This is a genomic window from Pseudoalteromonas sp. APC 3358, from assembly GCF_030408075.1.
GTDB classification, from domain to species: domain Bacteria; phylum Pseudomonadota; class Gammaproteobacteria; order Enterobacterales; family Alteromonadaceae; genus Pseudoalteromonas; species Pseudoalteromonas arctica.
Genome location: NZ_JASDCE010000018.1, coordinates 29,087 through 46,347 on the forward strand (window position 1 = coordinate 29,087; position 17,261 = coordinate 46,347).

Consider the following 17,261-nt stretch of genomic DNA (forward strand, 5'->3'; position numbering starts at 1 on the left):
ATAAATACATAATGAGCTTAAGTCATTTGAGCCTCAAATATTTTCGTAATATTGAGGCGCTGACGCTAGAACCAGTTAACGGCGTTAATATAATATATGGTGAAAACGGCAGCGGAAAAACCAGCCTTTTAGAGGCTATCTATTACCTTTCTCACGGCAAATCTTTTCGTACTCCAAAACACAAAAGTATTATCGCGCATCAGCAAGAGCAGTTTGTAATTCACGGGCGCAAAACAATACACGACTTATCTATTCCAATTGGTATTAGTAAAACCCAAACGGGTGAAACTAATTTAAAAATTCAAGGTAAGGCGAGCCGTAAAATATCCGAACTAGCTCAACTCATGCCAGTGCAAATTATAACACCAGAGAGCTATTCTTTATTTTTTGGTGGGCCTAAAGAGCGCAGAAAGTTTTTAGATTTAGGTTTGTTCCACGTGGAACATGAGTTCTTTTTTTTATGGCAATCGTTTAATAAAGTACTTAAACAACGTAATGCATTGTTAAAAACTAAGCCCAAGAATTATTTTGACCAAATTAAGTTTTGGGACAAAGAATTTGTTAGACTGGCTGAAGAAATAAATAAATTAAGATTGGCGTATATAAGTAGGTTTAAGCAGCAGTTTTTTGATAAAATGTGTGCAGAATTAACGCTTGTACGTGATTTAGAAATGACCTTTAACGCAGGCTGGAAAGAGACCGAATCTCTTGCAGATGCGTTAGAGCAAAACTTTGAGCGAGATGCTCGCCAAGGATTTACAAGTAAAGGCCCTCATAAGGCCGATTTTAGTTTTAGTGTCGCTGGCAACAGTGTGGAGAATACATTCTCACGCGGTCAATTGAAGTTACTATTATATGCGTTAAAAGTTACGCAAAATAGCTTAATTGAGTCAGAGACAGATAAGCAATCTATATTGCTAATAGATGATCTACCTTCAGAGTTAGGCGAAGATACAAAAGAGAAAGTGGGACAATTACTTGCTCACTGCAGTTCTCAAATTTTTATCTCTTCAATTTTGTCTGAAAGTATTTCTGCTGTGGTGGAACCCATGCAACGAGAACTACAAATGTTCCACGTGAAACATGGCAACCTAATAACAAGATAAGTGGGATTAACCATGTCTGAGAATTATGACTCGTCGAGTATTAAAGTACTTAAAGGATTAGACGCAGTAAGAAAGCGTCCTGGAATGTATATTGGGGACACCGATGATGGCACAGGCTTACACCACATGGTGTTTGAGGTCGTTGATAACTCGATCGATGAAGCCTTAGCAGGTCATTGTGATGATATTTATGTAACGATTCACTTAGACGGTTCTGTCTCAGTACGAGATAACGGTCGTGGTATTCCAACTTCTATCCATGAAGAAGAAGGTGTATCAGCAGCCGAAGTTATTATGACGGTACTTCATGCCGGTGGTAAGTTTGATGATAACTCTTATAAAGTATCAGGTGGCTTACACGGTGTTGGTGTTTCTGTTGTAAATGCACTTTCAGAAAAGCTAAAACTTACAGTTCGCCGTGAAGGTAAACTTCATGAGCAGTTTTACACTATGGGTGTTCCAGATGCACCTTTAGCTGTTATTGGTGAATCAGACACGACTGGTACAGAACTGCGTTTTTGGCCAAGTGGTGAAACATTCACAAACTTAGATTTTCATTACGAAATTTTAGCTAAGCGTTTACGCGAGCTTTCATTCCTAAATTCAGGTGTGAGCATCATTTTAAATGATGAACGTGAAGAAAATAAATCTGACCACTTTAAATACGAAGGCGGTATTCAAGCTTTCGTTGAATACTTAAACCGTAATAAAACACCTATACATAAAGGTGTATTCCATTTTACTCACGAACGTGAAGAAGATGGTATTAGCGTTGAAGTATCAATGCAGTGGAATGATGCATACCAAGAAAATATTTACTGTTTCACAAATAATATTCCACAACGTGATGGTGGTACTCACTTAGCCGGTTTTAGATCAGCGCTAACACGTACACTTAATAACTACATGGAAAAAGAAGGCTTTAACAAAAAAGCTAAAACAACCAGCAATGCTACCGGTGATGATGCCCGTGAAGGCTTAACGGCTGTTGTTAGTGTTAAAGTTCCTGATCCTAAGTTCTCATCGCAAACTAAAGACAAGCTTGTTTCAAGTGAAGTTAAGTCTGCAGTTGAACAAGCAATGGCTGAAAAATTCACTGAGTTTTTATTAGAAAACCCAACTGATGCCAAAATTGTTGTAGGTAAGATTATTGATGCCTCACGTGCTCGTGAAGCGGCGCGTAAAGCCCGTGAAATGACACGTCGTAAAGGTGCAATGGACTTAGCAGGCTTACCTGGTAAGCTAGCTGATTGCCAAGAAAAAGATCCTGCCCAATCTGAACTATATATAGTGGAAGGGGACTCTGCTGGCGGATCAGCCAAGCAGGGACGTAACCGTAAAAACCAAGCTATTCTTCCGCTTAAAGGTAAAATCTTAAACGTAGAAAAAGCACGTTTTGATAAAATGTTATCTTCACAAGAAGTAGCAACACTAATTACTGCATTAGGGTGTGGTATTGGTCGTGACGAATATAACCCTGAGAAATTACGTTACCACCGTATCATCATCATGACCGATGCGGACGTGGATGGTTCTCACATTCGTACGTTACTATTAACATTCTTCTATCGCCAAATGCCTGAAATTGTAGAACGCGGCTATATTTACATTGCTCAACCACCACTTTATAAAGTGAAAAAAGGTAAGCAAGAGCGTTATATTAAAGATGACCCTGCATTAGTTGAATACCTAACATCGCTTGCTCTTAATGGTGCAGCGTTGTATGCAAGTACAGATGCACCAGCTCTTGAAGGTGAGGCACTAGAAGAAATCGTTCACGATTATCAAAACACAGTTAAAGTAATTGAGCGTTTAAAGCGTAAATACCCTAACACGGTAATGGAACGCTTAATTTATCAAACAGAATTGAAAACTGATGACCTTTCAGATGAAGCTAAAGTAATTGCTTGGACTAAAGTGTTGGTTGACGACCTGATTGCACGTGATGAAGATGCGACTATTTTCCATGCTGGTACAGAGCATGATGCTGAGCGTAATATGTATTACCCGGTTGTGAATATTCGTCAGCACGGTGTAGATAAAGCACACGTACTTCATTATGACTTTATTGCGTCACGTGACTACCAACGCATTGCTGTGACTGGTACTAACATCGCAAACATCCTTAGCGAAGGTGCATATATTCAACGTGGTGAGAAAACAAAACCTGTTGATAACTTTGTGGATGCTTTGGAATGGTTGATCACAGAATCGAAGCGCGGGATCTATATTCAACGCTATAAAGGACTGGGCGAAATGAACCCAAGCCAGCTTTGGGAGACCACAATGGATCCTAGTGCTCGCCGTATGTTACAAGTAACGATCGAAGATGCTGTTGGCGCGGATCAATTATTTGCGACCTTAATGGGTGACCAAGTAGAGCCTCGTCGTGAGTTTATTGAAAAGAACGCACTACGTGTAGTTAACTTAGACGTGTAAAAAATATTGCTTACATAGAAAAAGGAGCCTAATGGCTCCTTTTTTATTTTCTTCAATTACACAAACTGCTTAAAACCTGAGTGTACACACGGTATACTAAGGGTAATTTTCACGCTACTTCTTAGATAGTAAAAAGCCAAATATGCAAAAATATGACGTAAAAACCTTTCAAGGTTTGATCCTGGCTTTACAGGATTATTGGGCGCAGCAAGGCTGTGTCATTATTCAACCACTTGATATGGAAGTGGGCGCAGGGACATTTCACCCGCAAACTTTTTTAAAGTCTATTGGTCCAGAGCCAATGGCGAGTGCATACGTGCAACCGTGTCGTCGTCCTACCGATGGTCGCTACGGTGAAAATCCAAATCGCTTACAACACTACTACCAATTTCAGGTAGTTTTAAAGCCATCGCCAGATAACATCCAAGAGCTTTATTTAGGCTCTTTAGCGGCTATGGGTATCGATACACTAACTCACGAAGTTCGCTTTGTAGAAGACAACTGGGAATCACCTACGTTAGGTGCGTGGGGCCTAGGTTGGGAAATTTGGTTAAACGGCATGGAAGTAACGCAGTTTACCTACTTCCAACAAGTTGGTGGTATTGAGTGTTCACCAGTAACGGGTGAGATCACTTACGGCCTAGAGCGTTTAGCAATGTACATTCAAGGCGTAGATAGTATTTACGACTTAGTATGGGCAGACGGTCCACTAGGGCGCGTAACCTACGGCGACGTGTTCCATCAAAATGAAGTAGAGCAGTCTACTTACAATTTTGAACACGCAAACGTAGAAGACTTATTTGCTCAGTTTGATAAATGTGAAGCAGAGAGCCAAAAGTTAATTGAAGCAAACTTACCACTACCGGCTTACGAGCAAGTAATGAAAGCATCGCACGCATTTAACTTACTAGACGCACGCCACGCAATTTCGGTAACCGAACGTCAACGTTATATTCTACGCGTTCGTGCGTTATCAAAAGCGTGTGCACAAAGTTACTATGACAAACGCGAAGCGCTTGGTTTCCCGCTGTGTAAGGATAAGTAAGTATGTCAGCACAAAATTTATTAGTAGAAATTGGCACAGAAGAGTTGCCACCAAAAGCACTGCGTAAATTAGCAGAAGCCTTTGCTGCAAACTTAACTGCAGAGCTTGAAACACTAGAGTTAGCACATCAAGGCGTAAGCTGGTATGCATCGCCTCGTCGTTTAGGTTTACAAGTAAAAGCGCTTGAAGCTAAGCAACAAGACAAAGAAGTTGAAAAACGCGGTCCAGCAACTAAAGCTGCATTTGACGGTGACGGTAACCCAACAAAAGCAGCAATGGGTTGGGCACGTGGTTGTGGTATTGAAGTAAAAGATGCACAAACACTCGAAACAGACAAAGGCGCATGGCTATTGCACATTGCTAAAGTAGCAGGGCAAGAAACTAAAACGCTAATGACAGGTGCAATTACTAAAGCGTTGGCTAAATTACCAATTCCTAAACCAATGCGTTGGGGCGCGAATAAAACACAATTTATTCGCCCTGTGCATACGGTAACTATTTTGTTTGGTGATGAGCTACTTGAAGGCGAGATCCTTGGTAAGAAAATAACTAACCAGCTTCAGGGTCATCGTTTTCACCACCCAGAAAAAATTAGTATAAACCATGCAGATGACGTTTTTGACGTACTTAAATCTGCTTACGTTATTGCTGATTACGAGCAACGTAAAGCGCAAATTCGAGCACAAATAGAAGAGGCTGCAAGCGCAGTTAACGCTGTTGTTGCAATGGATGAAGATTTACTAGAAGAAGTAACATCACTTGTAGAGTGGCCAGTTACTTTAACGGCAACATTTGAAGAAGCATTTTTAGATGTACCAGCCGAAGCGTTAATTTACACCATGAAAGACGATCAAAAATATTTCCCGTTATTAGATCAAAACGGCAAACTTTTAAATAAATTTTTGTTTGTATCTAACATAGAAAGTAAAGATCCAAGTGTGGTTATTTCTGGTAACGAAAAAGTAGTGCGTCCGCGTTTAGCCGATGCACAGTTCTTCTTTGAAACAGATAAAAAGAAAACTCTAGAAAGCCGATTAGGATCGCTTGATAGCGTATTGTTCCAAAAGCAACTTGGTACGCTCAAAGATAAGTCTCAGCGTATTAGTGAGCTTGCAGGTTATATTGCTGAGCAATTAGGTGCTGATAAAGTACTAGCACAGCGTGCAGGCTTATTAAGTAAAACAGACTTGATGACTGAAATGGTAATGGAATTTACCGACGTGCAAGGTGTAATGGGAATGCATTACGCTCGCCACGATGGTGAAGCCGAAGATGTAGCCATAGCGCAAAACGAGCAGTACATGCCACGCTTTGCAGGCGACAATTTACCTACAAACTTAATTAGCTGTGCAGTAGCTATTGCTGATAAGTTTGATACGCTGGTGGGTATTTTTGGTATAGGCCAGGCACCTAAAGGTGACAAAGACCCATTTGCTCTTCGTCGTGCTGCTATTGGTGCACTTCGCATTATGGTAGAAAAAGAACTACCACTTGATATTTTAGACCTAGTAGCTAAATCGCAAACATTGTTTGGCGACAAGTTAACTAACTTAAATGTATCAACTGACGTATTTGAATTTATGCTAGGGCGCTTCCGTGCTTGGTATCAAGACGAAGGTATTGAAGTAGACGTAATTCAAGCAGTGCTTGCACGTCGTCCGACTAAACCTGTTGATTTTGATCGCCGTGTTAAAGCCGTAAGCCACTTCCGTACATTAGACGCAGCAGAAGCGCTTGCAGCAGCTAATAAGCGTGTAGGTAATATTCTGGCTAAAAACGACATTACCAGCCAAGGTAGTGTTGATGAGAGCTTATTAAGCGACGACGCTGAAAAAGTATTGGCATCACAAGTAGCAAAATTTGCCACTGACCTTGCACCACTTTACGCAGATGGAAACTACCAAGAAGCATTAAGCCAGTTGGCAGGTATTCGCGAAAGTGTTGATAACTTTTTTGACAACGTAATGGTTATGGCCGACGATGAAGCTGTTAAGCAAAATCGTCTTGCGCTGCTAAGCCAGTTAAGCGGGTTGTTTTTAGGTATTGCAGATATTTCTGTTTTACAAAAATAACACCGATTAGCAATTTTAAAAGCCAGCGTTTTGCTGGCTTTTTAGTTTTCACTGTATGCAAAGGAAACCCCATTGATGATTTCTATGAAACGAATTTTAACCTTAGCAATTGCTGGTTTACTTACTGCCTGTACAAGCCAAATTTCGATTAACGATGTATTACCACAGCAAGAGCTTGACCGCACAATTTACTTACGTGGCGACTTTACACTGTGGGATGCAGAACCCCAGTATCAGTTTGCACCAGTTGGCCCTGCGCTTTATCAAGCAGAAGTGAAATTTTCGACGCCTGGTAAAGTGTACGAATTTAAAATAGCCGATGTCGATTTTAGTGAAGGTTACAACTGTGGTTACAGCGACGTACAACCAGCAGGGCAAAGCCTAACACTCGGCCAACCAGCTATCGCAGACTGTAATACTATTTATAACTACTTTAGTTTCACACCAGCAATAAAAGGCACATACATAGTAAGTATTGATTACAGTGACTACGACAAGCCACAAGTGACGATAACGAAGAAGTGATAGCTGTATTTTTAAAGCAGCCCGAGTGAATTAATGGATTTGTGACAAGGACGTTGTAGTGTTTATTCAGCATTAACACCAAGGGGGTTTCGTAGGTTGGGTAGAGTGAAACGAAACCCAACATGTGTGGCGAATAAAACTATTTTGGTGGTTATTAAATACGTTGGGTTTCGTAAAACTCAACCCAACCTACGTTATTTTAAAGCCCTTTCATAACCACATATCTATACGGTGCTTCTTCTGCATCTTTAGCCACCAGCGTGTGATCCATAAACGTACAAAAACTCGGAATATCGCGAGTCGTTGACGGATCATCTGCGGTTATTAATAACGTTTCACCATCACTCATTTTACGAATAGCAGCACGTACCATCATTACTGGCTCTGGGCAGCGAAGGCCTATGGCATCTAATTGGTGATCGGGATTATCAAAGCTCATAATAAATTGACCTGTTTAATTAAAGTGATTGCTGCGTACGCGAGTGCTTAGGTATAGCAATTAATAAGTTTGGGAGTTTAACGCAATTTTAAGTGTAATTTAACTATTTTACTTATCTTAATATGTTCATTTTATTTGAAACTTTATTGCTGCAAAAGACTTTATTTAATAATACGCCCGATCACATAATTACGCTGTTACATGCTTGTTTGATAAAGGGACGTTTTCATAAATTAAAGCTAATAAAAAAGGCGAACTGAATAAAATCAGTCCGCCTTTTTAATCACCAAGATGGTTTTACATGTTTAAAACTAATTAGTCTTGAACACGTTCAAATACAGTGGCAATGCCTTGGCCTAAACCAATACACATAGTTGCTAAACCGTATCGTACATTTTTGTCTTCCATTAAGTGAATAAGCGATGTGCTAATACGCGAACCCGAACAACCCAGAGGGTGACCAAGTGCGATTGCGCCGCCATTTAAATTCACTTTTTCGTCAACAACATCCATTAACCCTAAATCTTTCATTACAGGTAATGATTGTGCTGCAAAGGCTTCGTTAAGTTCTACTACGCCTAGGTCATCAATTGTAATACCGGCTTGAGCAAGTGCTTTTTTACTTGCTGGTACTGGGCCGTAACCCATAATTGATGGATCGCAACCAGCGACTGCCATTGCTTTAATGCGCGCACGAATTGGTAAGCCAAGTTCTTTTGCTTTTTCTTCGCTCATTACTAACATTGCAGATGCGCCGTCAGAAAGTGCAGAAGACGTACCGGCTGTTACCGTGCCCGATGCAGGATTAAATACAGGGCGAAGCTTTGATAGGCCTTCTACTGTTGTTTCTGGGCGAATTACTTCGTCGTCTTCAACTAATATAAGAGAACCATCTGCTGCGTGACCTTCCATTGCTAAAATTTCGCGACGGAAACGGCCTTCAACAGTTGCAGCTTGTGCACGTTGATGTGAGCGATAAGCAAATTCATCTTGTTGCTCACGGCTAATGCCATGAAGTGTTGCAAGGTATTCTGCTGTTAAACCCATTGAGCCCGATGCTTGTGCAATCGTTGTTGCAAGGCCAGGGTGAAAGTCGTTGCCGTGAGTCATAGGTACGTGACCCATGTGCTCAACACCACCAATTAGGTAAGTGTCGCCAGCGCCTGTCATTATTGCGCGTGCAGCGTCATGCAATGCTTGCATTGACGATCCACATAAACGGTTAACCGTTACAGCAGGTACGCTGTGTGGGATACCGGCAAGTAATGCTGCGTTACGTGCTACGTTAAAGCCTTGCTCTAATGTTTGCTGTACACAACCCCAATAAATATCGTCAATTGATGCTGGATCAACTGCTGGGTTGCGATCAAGTAAGCCTTTCATTAAATGTGCGCTTAAGTCTTCAGCACGTTTATGTTTGAATACACCACTTTTAGAGCGACCCATTGGTGTGCGGATACAATCTACAATTACTGGATTATTCATGATATTAACCTTCCACCTTATAGAAAACACGACCTTCTTCGGCCCACTTGCGAGTTTGCTCAGATACTTGGTAAATCGCACCTAGGTGAGCGTATTTGTCTGCTGCTGCAACAAAGTTAGCTAAACCAGTTTGATCTAAGTAACGGAACGCGCCGCCTCTAAATGGAGGGAAACCAACACCGTAAACTAATGCCATATCTGCTTCTTGCGGAGAGGCAACAATGCCTTCTTGCAAACACAGTAGCACTTCGTTAATCATTGGAATCATACAACGGTCGATGATTTCTTGTTTATCAAATTCTTTTGATGCGTCTGTAATTGGGCTTAGTAGCTCAACTGCTGTCTCGTCATGAGACTTTTTAAGACGACCGCGACGATCTGTTTCGTATTTGTAAAAACCGGCTTTGTTCTTTTGACCAAAACGTTTTTCGTTGGCAAAAATAGTAACAGGGTCTTTATCAGCACGCGCCATACGCTCAGGGAAACCGTCAGCCATTACGCCAGTACAATGGAACGCTGTATCAATACCTACAACATCAAGTAAGTAAGCCGGACCCATAGGCCAGCCAAATACGTTTTCCATTACTTTATCTACTTTTGCAAAGTTAGCGCCTTCAACCACTAATTTGCTAAAACCTGCAAAGTAAGGGAATAAAACACGGTTTACAAAAAAGCCTGGGCAATCGTTAACAACAATTGGCGATTTACCTAATTTAAGTGCGTAATCAACTACTGCATTAATTGTTTTATCTGAGGTTTTTGCGCCACGGATAATTTCTACTAATGGCATTTTTGGCACAGGGTTGAAAAAGTGCATACCACAAAAGTTTTCTGGCTTATCTAGCGCTTGTGCTAGTAAATCAATACAAATAGTTGATGTGTTTGAAGTAAGTACCGTACCTTCTGGCATGGTCTTTTCAAGATCAGCGAGTACTGCTTGCTTAACTTTAGGGTTTTCTACAACGGCTTCAACAATAATGTTGGCACTTTGTAGGTCTGACGCGTTAAGTGTTGGCTTAATTTTGCTAAGTGTTGCCAACATTTTTTCCATTGGCATGTGGCCACGCTTAACTTTTGCACCTAATAACTTAGACGCTTCACCCATACCTAAATCAAGCGCATCTTGTTGGATGTCTTTCATTATAATAGGTGTGCCTTTATAAGCAGACTGGTATGCAATACCGCCACCCATAATACCAGCACCTAATACAGCGGCTTGTTTAATTTCTACATCGCTTTGTTTAGCAAATTTACGTGCTTTACCTTTAATGTATTGGTCAGCTAGGAATATACCTGTCTGTGCAGCCGCTTCTGGTGTACGTGCTAATTTAGCAAAGTTAGCGTTTTCGATTGCCATTGCTTCATCGCGAGTACAGTTTGCCGCTGCTTTAATAGTACGTACAGCCATAACCGGTGCAGGATAGTGGCCTTTGGTTTTACCCATTACCATACCTTCTGCCATAGCAAAGCTCATGCCTTGCTCAACACGGTTTAATTTAAGTGGCTGTAGTTTTACGTTACGTTTTGCTTGCCAATCTAGCTTGCCAGCAATCGCCAGTTCAAGTGTTGATACACTTGACTCTAAAAGTTTGTCAGCACTAACTACCGCGTCAAACGCACCTACTTTAAGGGCATCTGCTGCGCGGTTTTCTGCGCCTGAGGTAATCCACATCATCGCGTTATCGGCGCCAATGATACGTGGTAAGCGCACTGTGCCACCAAAACCAGGCATTATGCCAAGTTTAACTTCTGGTAGGCCCATTTTAGCTGTTTCGCTTGCCACGCGATAATCGGTAGCAAGTGCCCACTCACAACCACCGCCAAGTGCCATACCATTTATAGCGCTTAGAGTTGGGAATGGTAAATCTTCGATTGCATCAAAAACGTCGGTTGCGTTTTTGATCCACACTACTAATTCTTCTTCAGGTTTAGTAAATGTAGGTAAAAATTCGAAGATATCGGCACCAATAATAAAGTGGTCTTTATCACTGGTAAAAATCATGCCTTTGATATCAGTATTGGCAGCTAATTCTTTTAATGCTGCTGCGCAATCTGAAAGAGTTTTTTGAGATAATGTGTTTACAGAACCTGCAACACAAAACTTAAACTCGGCGATGTTTTCCTTTAGGAAGCTAACTTCAAAGGAATCGCTTTTATATAACATTATTATTCTCCCTAGTTGACGAACTAAGACTGGTACGATGAGTTTGCATTTCAATCAGTGTGCTTGCTTTAAATTAAAAATGCAACGAAAAATTTAACTCGGTTACAATCGACTGGTTAAAATATAGCTGGTTTGGTGCTAAGGTGGTTGAAAAGTTTTTATTCACTACTTTAATTTTTATTAAAGGACATTATGAAAAAATATTTACTAAGTGTTGCGGCAGCTGCATTCATTTTCCCTCTTCACTCTGCCGAGGCAAGTATCGATAACGATGCCTTTTTAGATGCCGAAAAAAAAGTAAGGTACGGAAGTTACCAAGACTTTAAACAAGCGGTTAGTAACCTAAATCATCCGTTAAAACCGTATGTTGAAAAAACATATTGGCAACGTCACCCGAGTATTAAGCATCAGGCAGAGATAGAAGACTATTTAAATATATATCAGCATACACCGCTTGAGTGGCCTGTGCGCAAAGCGTGGTTGGAGTATTTAAAAGAGAACAATGAAAAAGCGGCGTACATACGCAACTACCGTGAAACTTCTAATACTGGGCTTACCTGTACTTATTTAGATTTTCAGCTCGACTTGGGCGCGCCTGAAAAGGCGATTCTAAATCAGGTGACCGACTTATGGGCCGTTGGTAAATCGCAACCTAATGGCTGTGATAGTTTGTTTTCTACGTGGCGTAAAAAAGGCTACATGAAAGAAGAAACGGTTTGGAAGCGTGTAACACTTGCTGCACAAGGCGGGACGCAAAGCTTATTACCTTACTTAAAAACTTTATTGCCAAGTAAGGATCGTTACTTAGCTGACTTATATTTAAAAGTGCGAAAAGATCCAAGCACGGCAGCTGGATTATATCGATATAAAAATAAGTCGGCTAAAGAAGGCCAAATAGCAATTTATGGTGTTAAACGCTTGGTTTGGCGCGATAAAGAGCTTGCTTTAAAAGCATGGGAAAAACTAGAAAAAATATTTAAGTATAGTGATGAAGATAAAGCTGACGTGTATTACACCTTTGCGTTGTCACTTGCTTCAAGCGGGCATAAGCAAGCGAGCTTTTGGCTAAATAAAGTGCCGAAAGAGCGATTAGACAGCAAGCTTATTCAATGGCAACTGGGCAATATGCTCAAAACCCAAGATTGGGAAGGGATTGCTGCGTTTTTTACAGGAAAAGAGGATTTAAGCCTTGGCCAGCAATATTGGTTAGCTTATAGCTATGCTAAACGTGGCGAGCAACAAAAAGCAGACGATATTTGGAAAAAAGTAGCGGCTAATCGTGATTATTACGGCTTTTTAGCAGCAGCACGTTTAGGTTTGCCCGTTGATTTAAATAATCAACCTTTAGCAGTCGATAAGGTGCTTGTAGATAAAGTAAGTAATGCACCTGGCTTTAAGCGTGCAAAAGCACTTTATGATATTGAGCGCTTTACGTCGGCGCGCCGTGAGTGGAATTATTTAACGGATACGTCTAGCGATGAAGAAAAGCTAGCAGCATCACAACTATCTACCGATTTAGGTTGGCACGACAGTACTATTTTTACTTTAGCAAAAATTAAAGCGTGGGATAACGTAGAGCAACGTTTTCCGTTTGCGTTTCAAGATGTTTTTGAGCGCTACAGTAAACGTAGCAAGATAGATGTTGCCTGGAGTATTGCTATTGCAAGGCGCGAAAGCTCTTTTGCGCCAGATGCACGCTCGCATGCTAATGCACGTGGTTTAATGCAGTTATTACCTAGTACTGCTGAGTATGTAAATAAAGGCAGTGTGACAAGTAGTCGTTTATATCAACCTAAAACAAATATTAGGTTGGGTACGAGTTACTTACAATACTTAAAAAAGAAAAACCATGGCAATGAGGTGCTGGCTACGGCTTCTTATAATGCGGGTTATCACCGTATAAAGCGTTGGTTACCTGATGACGCTATTCCGGCTGAGTTATGGGTAGAGCTTATTCCGTATCGCGAAACCCGCGATTACGTAAAAAATGTATTTGCGTACAGGCAGGTTTACCATACAAGAATGGGCCGAGAAGGTAATGTATTAGCGCCGCTACTCGAAATGAAAATGGGCGGTTGAATATATGATACCAATCGACCAATAACTTAACACGATAGGTATAGGTATTAATAAGGGGGATGTTTACATGTTAAATATCCCCCTTTTTTGAGCGCTTAGTGTAATACCAATTTTATTAAAAACATGATCATTCTAGCGTATTAAATAACTCAATAACTGCGTTAAAAATTATTTATATAGAACAACTATGTATCATAATTTTAGCCTTGTTATTAAGCTATTTTCTTGTCGCTATAATAGATCATTAATTTAATGCAATTGGTATAAGTGATAGACTCAGAGCAAGTTAAATTTAACAGATGGATTAACAATGGATAAATTAGCCGTTTTATACGCCGAACATATTGCAACACTGCAACAGCGTACTCGTACAATTTGTAATAGCGAAGGGTTAGAAGGATTAGTAATTCATTCAGGCCAAGCTAAGCGCCAGTTTTTAGATGATATGTATTATCCATTTAAAGTTAATCCACAGTTTAAAGCGTGGTTACCGGTTATTGATAATCCTCATTGCTGGATTGTGGTAAATGGCAGCGACAAACCAAAACTAATATTTTATCGTCCGGTAGATTTTTGGCATAAAGTACCAGACGAGCCTCGTGACTTTTGGGCTGAGTACTTTGATATAGAGCTATTACTTCAGCCTGATCAAGTTGAAAAGTTATTACCATACGACAAAGCTAAATACGCTTACATGGGCGAATATATTGAAGTAGCGCAAGCACTTGGTTTTAGTATTATGAACCCTGAGCCTGTACTTAACTATTTTCATTACCACCGCGCTTATAAAACGCAGTACGAACTTGAATGTTTACGCAACGCTAACCGCATTGCAGTAGATGGGCATAAAGCTGCACGCGACACATTCTTTAATGGTGGTAGCGAGTTCGATATTCAGCAAGCGTACTTAATGGCAACACGTCAAAGCGAAAATGAAATGCCGTACGGCAACATTGTTGCGCTTAACGAAAACTGCGCTATTTTGCACTACACGCACTTTGATCCAAAAGCGCCACACACTCATAACTCATTTTTAATTGATGCTGGTGCAAACTTTAATGGTTATGCTGCTGATATTACTCGTACGTATGATTTTAAAAAGCAGGGTGAGTTTGCTGAGCTTGTACAAGCGATGACAGTTCAACAAATAGAGTTAGGTAAAGGTTTAAAGCCGGGTATGCTTTATGGTGATTTACACGTTGAATGCCATAACCGTATCGCACAAATACTCAGTGACTTTAAAATTGTTAACCTACCCGCTGAGGAAATTGTTGAGCGTAAAATTACCTCTACTTTCTTCCCGCATGGACTAGGGCATCATCTTGGTTTACAAGTGCATGATATGGGTGGTTTTATGAGTGACGAAAAGGGCACACATCAGCCATCGCCTGAAGGGCATCCGTTCTTGCGTTGTACTCGCCTGATTGAAAAAAACCAAGTGTTTACCATTGAGCCAGGCTTATATTTTATTGATTCACTGCTTGGTGATTTAGCGCAAACCGATAATAAGCAGTTTATTAATTGGGAAAAGATTGAGTCATTTAAACCATTTGGCGGTATTCGTATTGAAGATAACATTATTGTTCACGAAGATAGCTTAGAGAATATGACACGAGATTTAGCGCTCGATTAATTCTAGTTAACACTAATTAGTTTATACACGTTAAAATACGTACATTATTTAAAGGGGCCTTTTGGCCCCCTTTTTACAAGTTTAAAATATGTCTGAATATAAATATCCCGCTGCTGACGTTTTTCATCAAGAAGAAATTAAAAAAAGTACGTTTATAGTTCACATTGCACATACCCCCGATTTAAATTCAGCTAAAGCATTTATTAAAAGCATTGAAGAAAAGTATAGCGATGCGCGTCATAACTGCTGGGCACATGTGGCAGGCAACCCCGGTGGCAGCCATGTTTATGGTTTTTCGGACGATGGTGAACCAAATGGCACTGCAGGAAAACCTATGTTAAATGTGCTGGTGGGTTCAGGCCTTGGCGAAATCACAGCTGTAGTCACACGTTACTTTGGCGGAATAAAATTAGGCACGGGCGGATTAGTACGTGCTTATGGTGGCTCATTAAATAATGCATTATTAAAATTGCAAACGGTACTTAAAGTTCCCAGTGTTGAAATTACAGGGAGTAGCGAGTACAGCATGCAAGGTGCGATTGAGCAGTTATTAAAAACAAAGTATCAAGTGCTTAATATTGATAAGCAATTTACTGCTAATATTGAATGGGTGATTACAATAGATAGCCGCGAAGCTCAGCAAGCAATCAAAGATATTTTTGATTTAAGTCACGGCGCAGTTGAGTTAACTATTAAAGAGTAATAACCTACACAAGTTGCATGTAATGCATACTGACCCTATTTAATTTGGTTGATACTACTCAGCCTGAATTTACTAATAATAAAAGCGACAAGCTAAATGCAATTTCGTACCATCATAAAAATTCTTGGCCAACTTGTTGCGCTGTTTAGTATTACCATGGTGCCTCCGGCACTGGTGTCTTTAATATATAAAGACGGTGGTGGTGTTCCTTTTGTTTTAGCATTTATCTTTAGTGTTGTTATTGGCATGATGGCTTATTACCCAAACCGCCATGAAAACGGTGACTTAAAAGCACGTGAAGGCTTTTTAATTGTTGTTTTGTTTTGGCTGGTACTTGGGGCGTTTGCGTCCTTGCCGCTTATATTTTTACAAGAACCTAATTTATCGCTCGCCGATGCGGTGTTTGAAGCATTCTCTGGCTTAACAACCACCGGCGCTACAGTACTTACCGGTATTGAGTACTTACCTAAGTCGGTGTTGTTTTATCGCCAGCAACTCCAGTGGTTTGGCGGTATGGGTATAATCGTACTCGCTGTCGCTATACTCCCCATGCTAGGTGTTGGTGGTATGCAGTTATATCGCGCTGAAATACCTGGGCCTGTAAAAGATTCCAAAATGACCCCGCGAATTGCCGATACAGCAAAGCACCTTTGGTATATTTATGTGTCACTGACTATTGCTTGTATGCTGGCTTATTGGGCAGCCGGGATGGAGTGGTTTGATGCGATATGTCATGCATTCTCAACGGTCGCGATAGGTGGTTTTTCTACTTACGATGCTTCCATGGGGCACTTTGACAGCCCTGTAATTAACTTTATTTGTGTGTTCTTTTTAATTATTGCCGCTGTTAACTTCTCCCTGCATTACGCCGCAGTGGCCAGTCGTAACATACAAGTTTATATTCGAGACCCTGAGTTTAAGGTGTTTTTGTGTATTCAATTAGCGCTGGTGGTTATTTGTTTTACCGTACTTTCCTCTAATGAAATATTTGCTAATGGCGATGAAACCCTCGATCAGGCATTATTTCAAGCTGTTTCTATGAGTACAACAGCAGGCTTTGCTACTGATAACTTTTCAACATGGCCTTTGTTTTTACCTATTTTACTTATATTTTCGAGCTTTATTGGTGGTTGTGCAGGCTCTACCGGTGGTGGTATGAAAGTAGTGCGCGTGTTCTTACTTTACTTGCAGGGTGTGCGTGAGCTTAATCGTTTGGTGCACCCTCGGGCTATATATTCAATCAAGCTGGGTCGAAAGGCGTTGCCAGACAAAGTAGTAGAAGCCGTGTGGGGATTTTTCTCTGCATATGCGTTGGTGTTTATTATTATTATGTTAGCGCTTATGGGCACGGGTATGGATAACATAACTGCGTTCTCAGCCACTGCGGCTTGTTTAAATAACTTAGGTCCAGGTTTGGGTGATGTAGCATCGCATTATGGCGCTATAACCGATGGTGCTAAATGGTTGCTTACCATTGCAATGGTGTTTGGTCGCCTAGAAATATTTACTTTATTAGTGCTATTTACGCCTACTTTTTGGCGTGGATAAACGAGCGGCTTAAGTTTTAAATT

Annotated in this window: 12 protein-coding genes; 9 read left to right on the forward strand and 3 right to left on the reverse strand. The window is 40.7% G+C overall.

The window, feature by feature from the left end; genetic code table 11:
• The first annotated feature begins 11 nt into the window (after positions 1–11).
• The 5 genes from recF (at position 12) to QL995_RS20060 (ending at position 7,187) form a co-directional block, all read left to right on the forward strand.
• The gene (recF, locus tag QL995_RS20040; RefSeq protein WP_008138030.1) at positions 12–1,106 is read left to right on the forward strand and encodes a DNA replication/repair protein RecF; all 1,095 of its coding nucleotides are present in this window, start codon (positions 12–14) and stop codon (positions 1,104–1,106) included.
• Between the two features lie 12 nt (positions 1,107–1,118).
• On the forward strand, positions 1,119–3,545 hold the full coding sequence (gyrB, locus tag QL995_RS20045) for a DNA topoisomerase (ATP-hydrolyzing) subunit B (protein WP_008172005.1): 2,427 nt from the start codon (positions 1,119–1,121) through the stop codon (positions 3,543–3,545).
• A gap of 142 nt (positions 3,546–3,687) precedes the next feature.
• Positions 3,688–4,590, forward strand: a complete 903-nt coding sequence (gene glyQ / locus QL995_RS20050; protein ID WP_007584197.1) for a glycine--tRNA ligase subunit alpha — start codon at positions 3,688–3,690, stop codon at positions 4,588–4,590.
• Positions 4,591–4,592: 2 nt separating this feature from the next.
• Positions 4,593–6,662 (forward strand): glycine--tRNA ligase subunit beta, encoded by a 2,070-nt coding sequence (glyS, locus tag QL995_RS20055; RefSeq protein ID WP_290294932.1) that lies wholly within the window; start codon positions 4,593–4,595, stop codon positions 6,660–6,662.
• 75 nt (positions 6,663–6,737) lie between these two features.
• Positions 6,738–7,187, forward strand: a complete 450-nt coding sequence (locus QL995_RS20060) for a hypothetical protein (RefSeq protein ID WP_290294933.1) — start codon at positions 6,738–6,740, stop codon at positions 7,185–7,187.
• A 199-nt stretch (positions 7,188–7,386) separates the two neighbouring features.
• Here QL995_RS20060 and tusA read toward each other — a convergent pair whose 3' ends face one another.
• The 3 genes from tusA to fadB all read right to left on the reverse strand — a co-directional run bounded on the left by tusA (position 7,387) and on the right by fadB (position 11,275).
• Positions 7,387–7,626 (reverse strand): sulfurtransferase TusA, encoded by a 240-nt coding sequence (tusA, locus tag QL995_RS20065; protein ID WP_290294934.1) that lies wholly within the window; start codon positions 7,624–7,626, stop codon positions 7,387–7,389.
• A gap of 315 nt (positions 7,627–7,941) precedes the next feature.
• The gene (gene fadA / locus QL995_RS20070; RefSeq protein WP_007584192.1) at positions 7,942–9,111 is read right to left on the reverse strand and encodes an acetyl-CoA C-acyltransferase FadA; all 1,170 of its coding nucleotides are present in this window, start codon (positions 9,109–9,111) and stop codon (positions 7,942–7,944) included.
• A gap of 4 nt (positions 9,112–9,115) precedes the next feature.
• Positions 9,116–11,275 carry a fatty acid oxidation complex subunit alpha FadB gene (gene fadB / locus QL995_RS20075; protein WP_290294936.1) on the reverse strand — a complete coding sequence of 720 codons (2,160 nt, stop codon included), beginning with the start codon at positions 11,273–11,275 and terminating at the stop codon, positions 9,116–9,118.
• A 192-nt stretch (positions 11,276–11,467) separates the two neighbouring features.
• Between fadB and QL995_RS20080 the strand changes: the two genes are divergently transcribed.
• The 4 genes from QL995_RS20080 (at position 11,468) to QL995_RS20095 (ending at position 17,238) form a co-directional block, all read left to right on the forward strand.
• The gene (locus tag QL995_RS20080; RefSeq protein ID WP_007584188.1) at positions 11,468–13,354 is read left to right on the forward strand and encodes a transglycosylase SLT domain-containing protein; all 1,887 of its coding nucleotides are present in this window, start codon (positions 11,468–11,470) and stop codon (positions 13,352–13,354) included.
• Positions 13,355–13,664: 310 nt separating this feature from the next.
• Positions 13,665–14,987, forward strand: coding sequence for a Xaa-Pro dipeptidase (gene pepQ, locus QL995_RS20085; RefSeq protein ID WP_008171989.1), 1,323 nt, complete (start codon positions 13,665–13,667; stop codon positions 14,985–14,987).
• Positions 14,988–15,075: 88 nt separating this feature from the next.
• Positions 15,076–15,690 (forward strand): YigZ family protein, encoded by a 615-nt coding sequence (locus QL995_RS20090; RefSeq protein WP_290294938.1) that lies wholly within the window; start codon positions 15,076–15,078, stop codon positions 15,688–15,690.
• Positions 15,691–15,786: 96 nt separating this feature from the next.
• Entirely contained in the window at positions 15,787–17,238 is a 1,452-nt protein-coding gene (locus QL995_RS20095) for a TrkH family potassium uptake protein (RefSeq protein WP_007584186.1), read from the forward strand.
• The last annotated feature ends 23 nt before the right edge of the window (positions 17,239–17,261 follow it).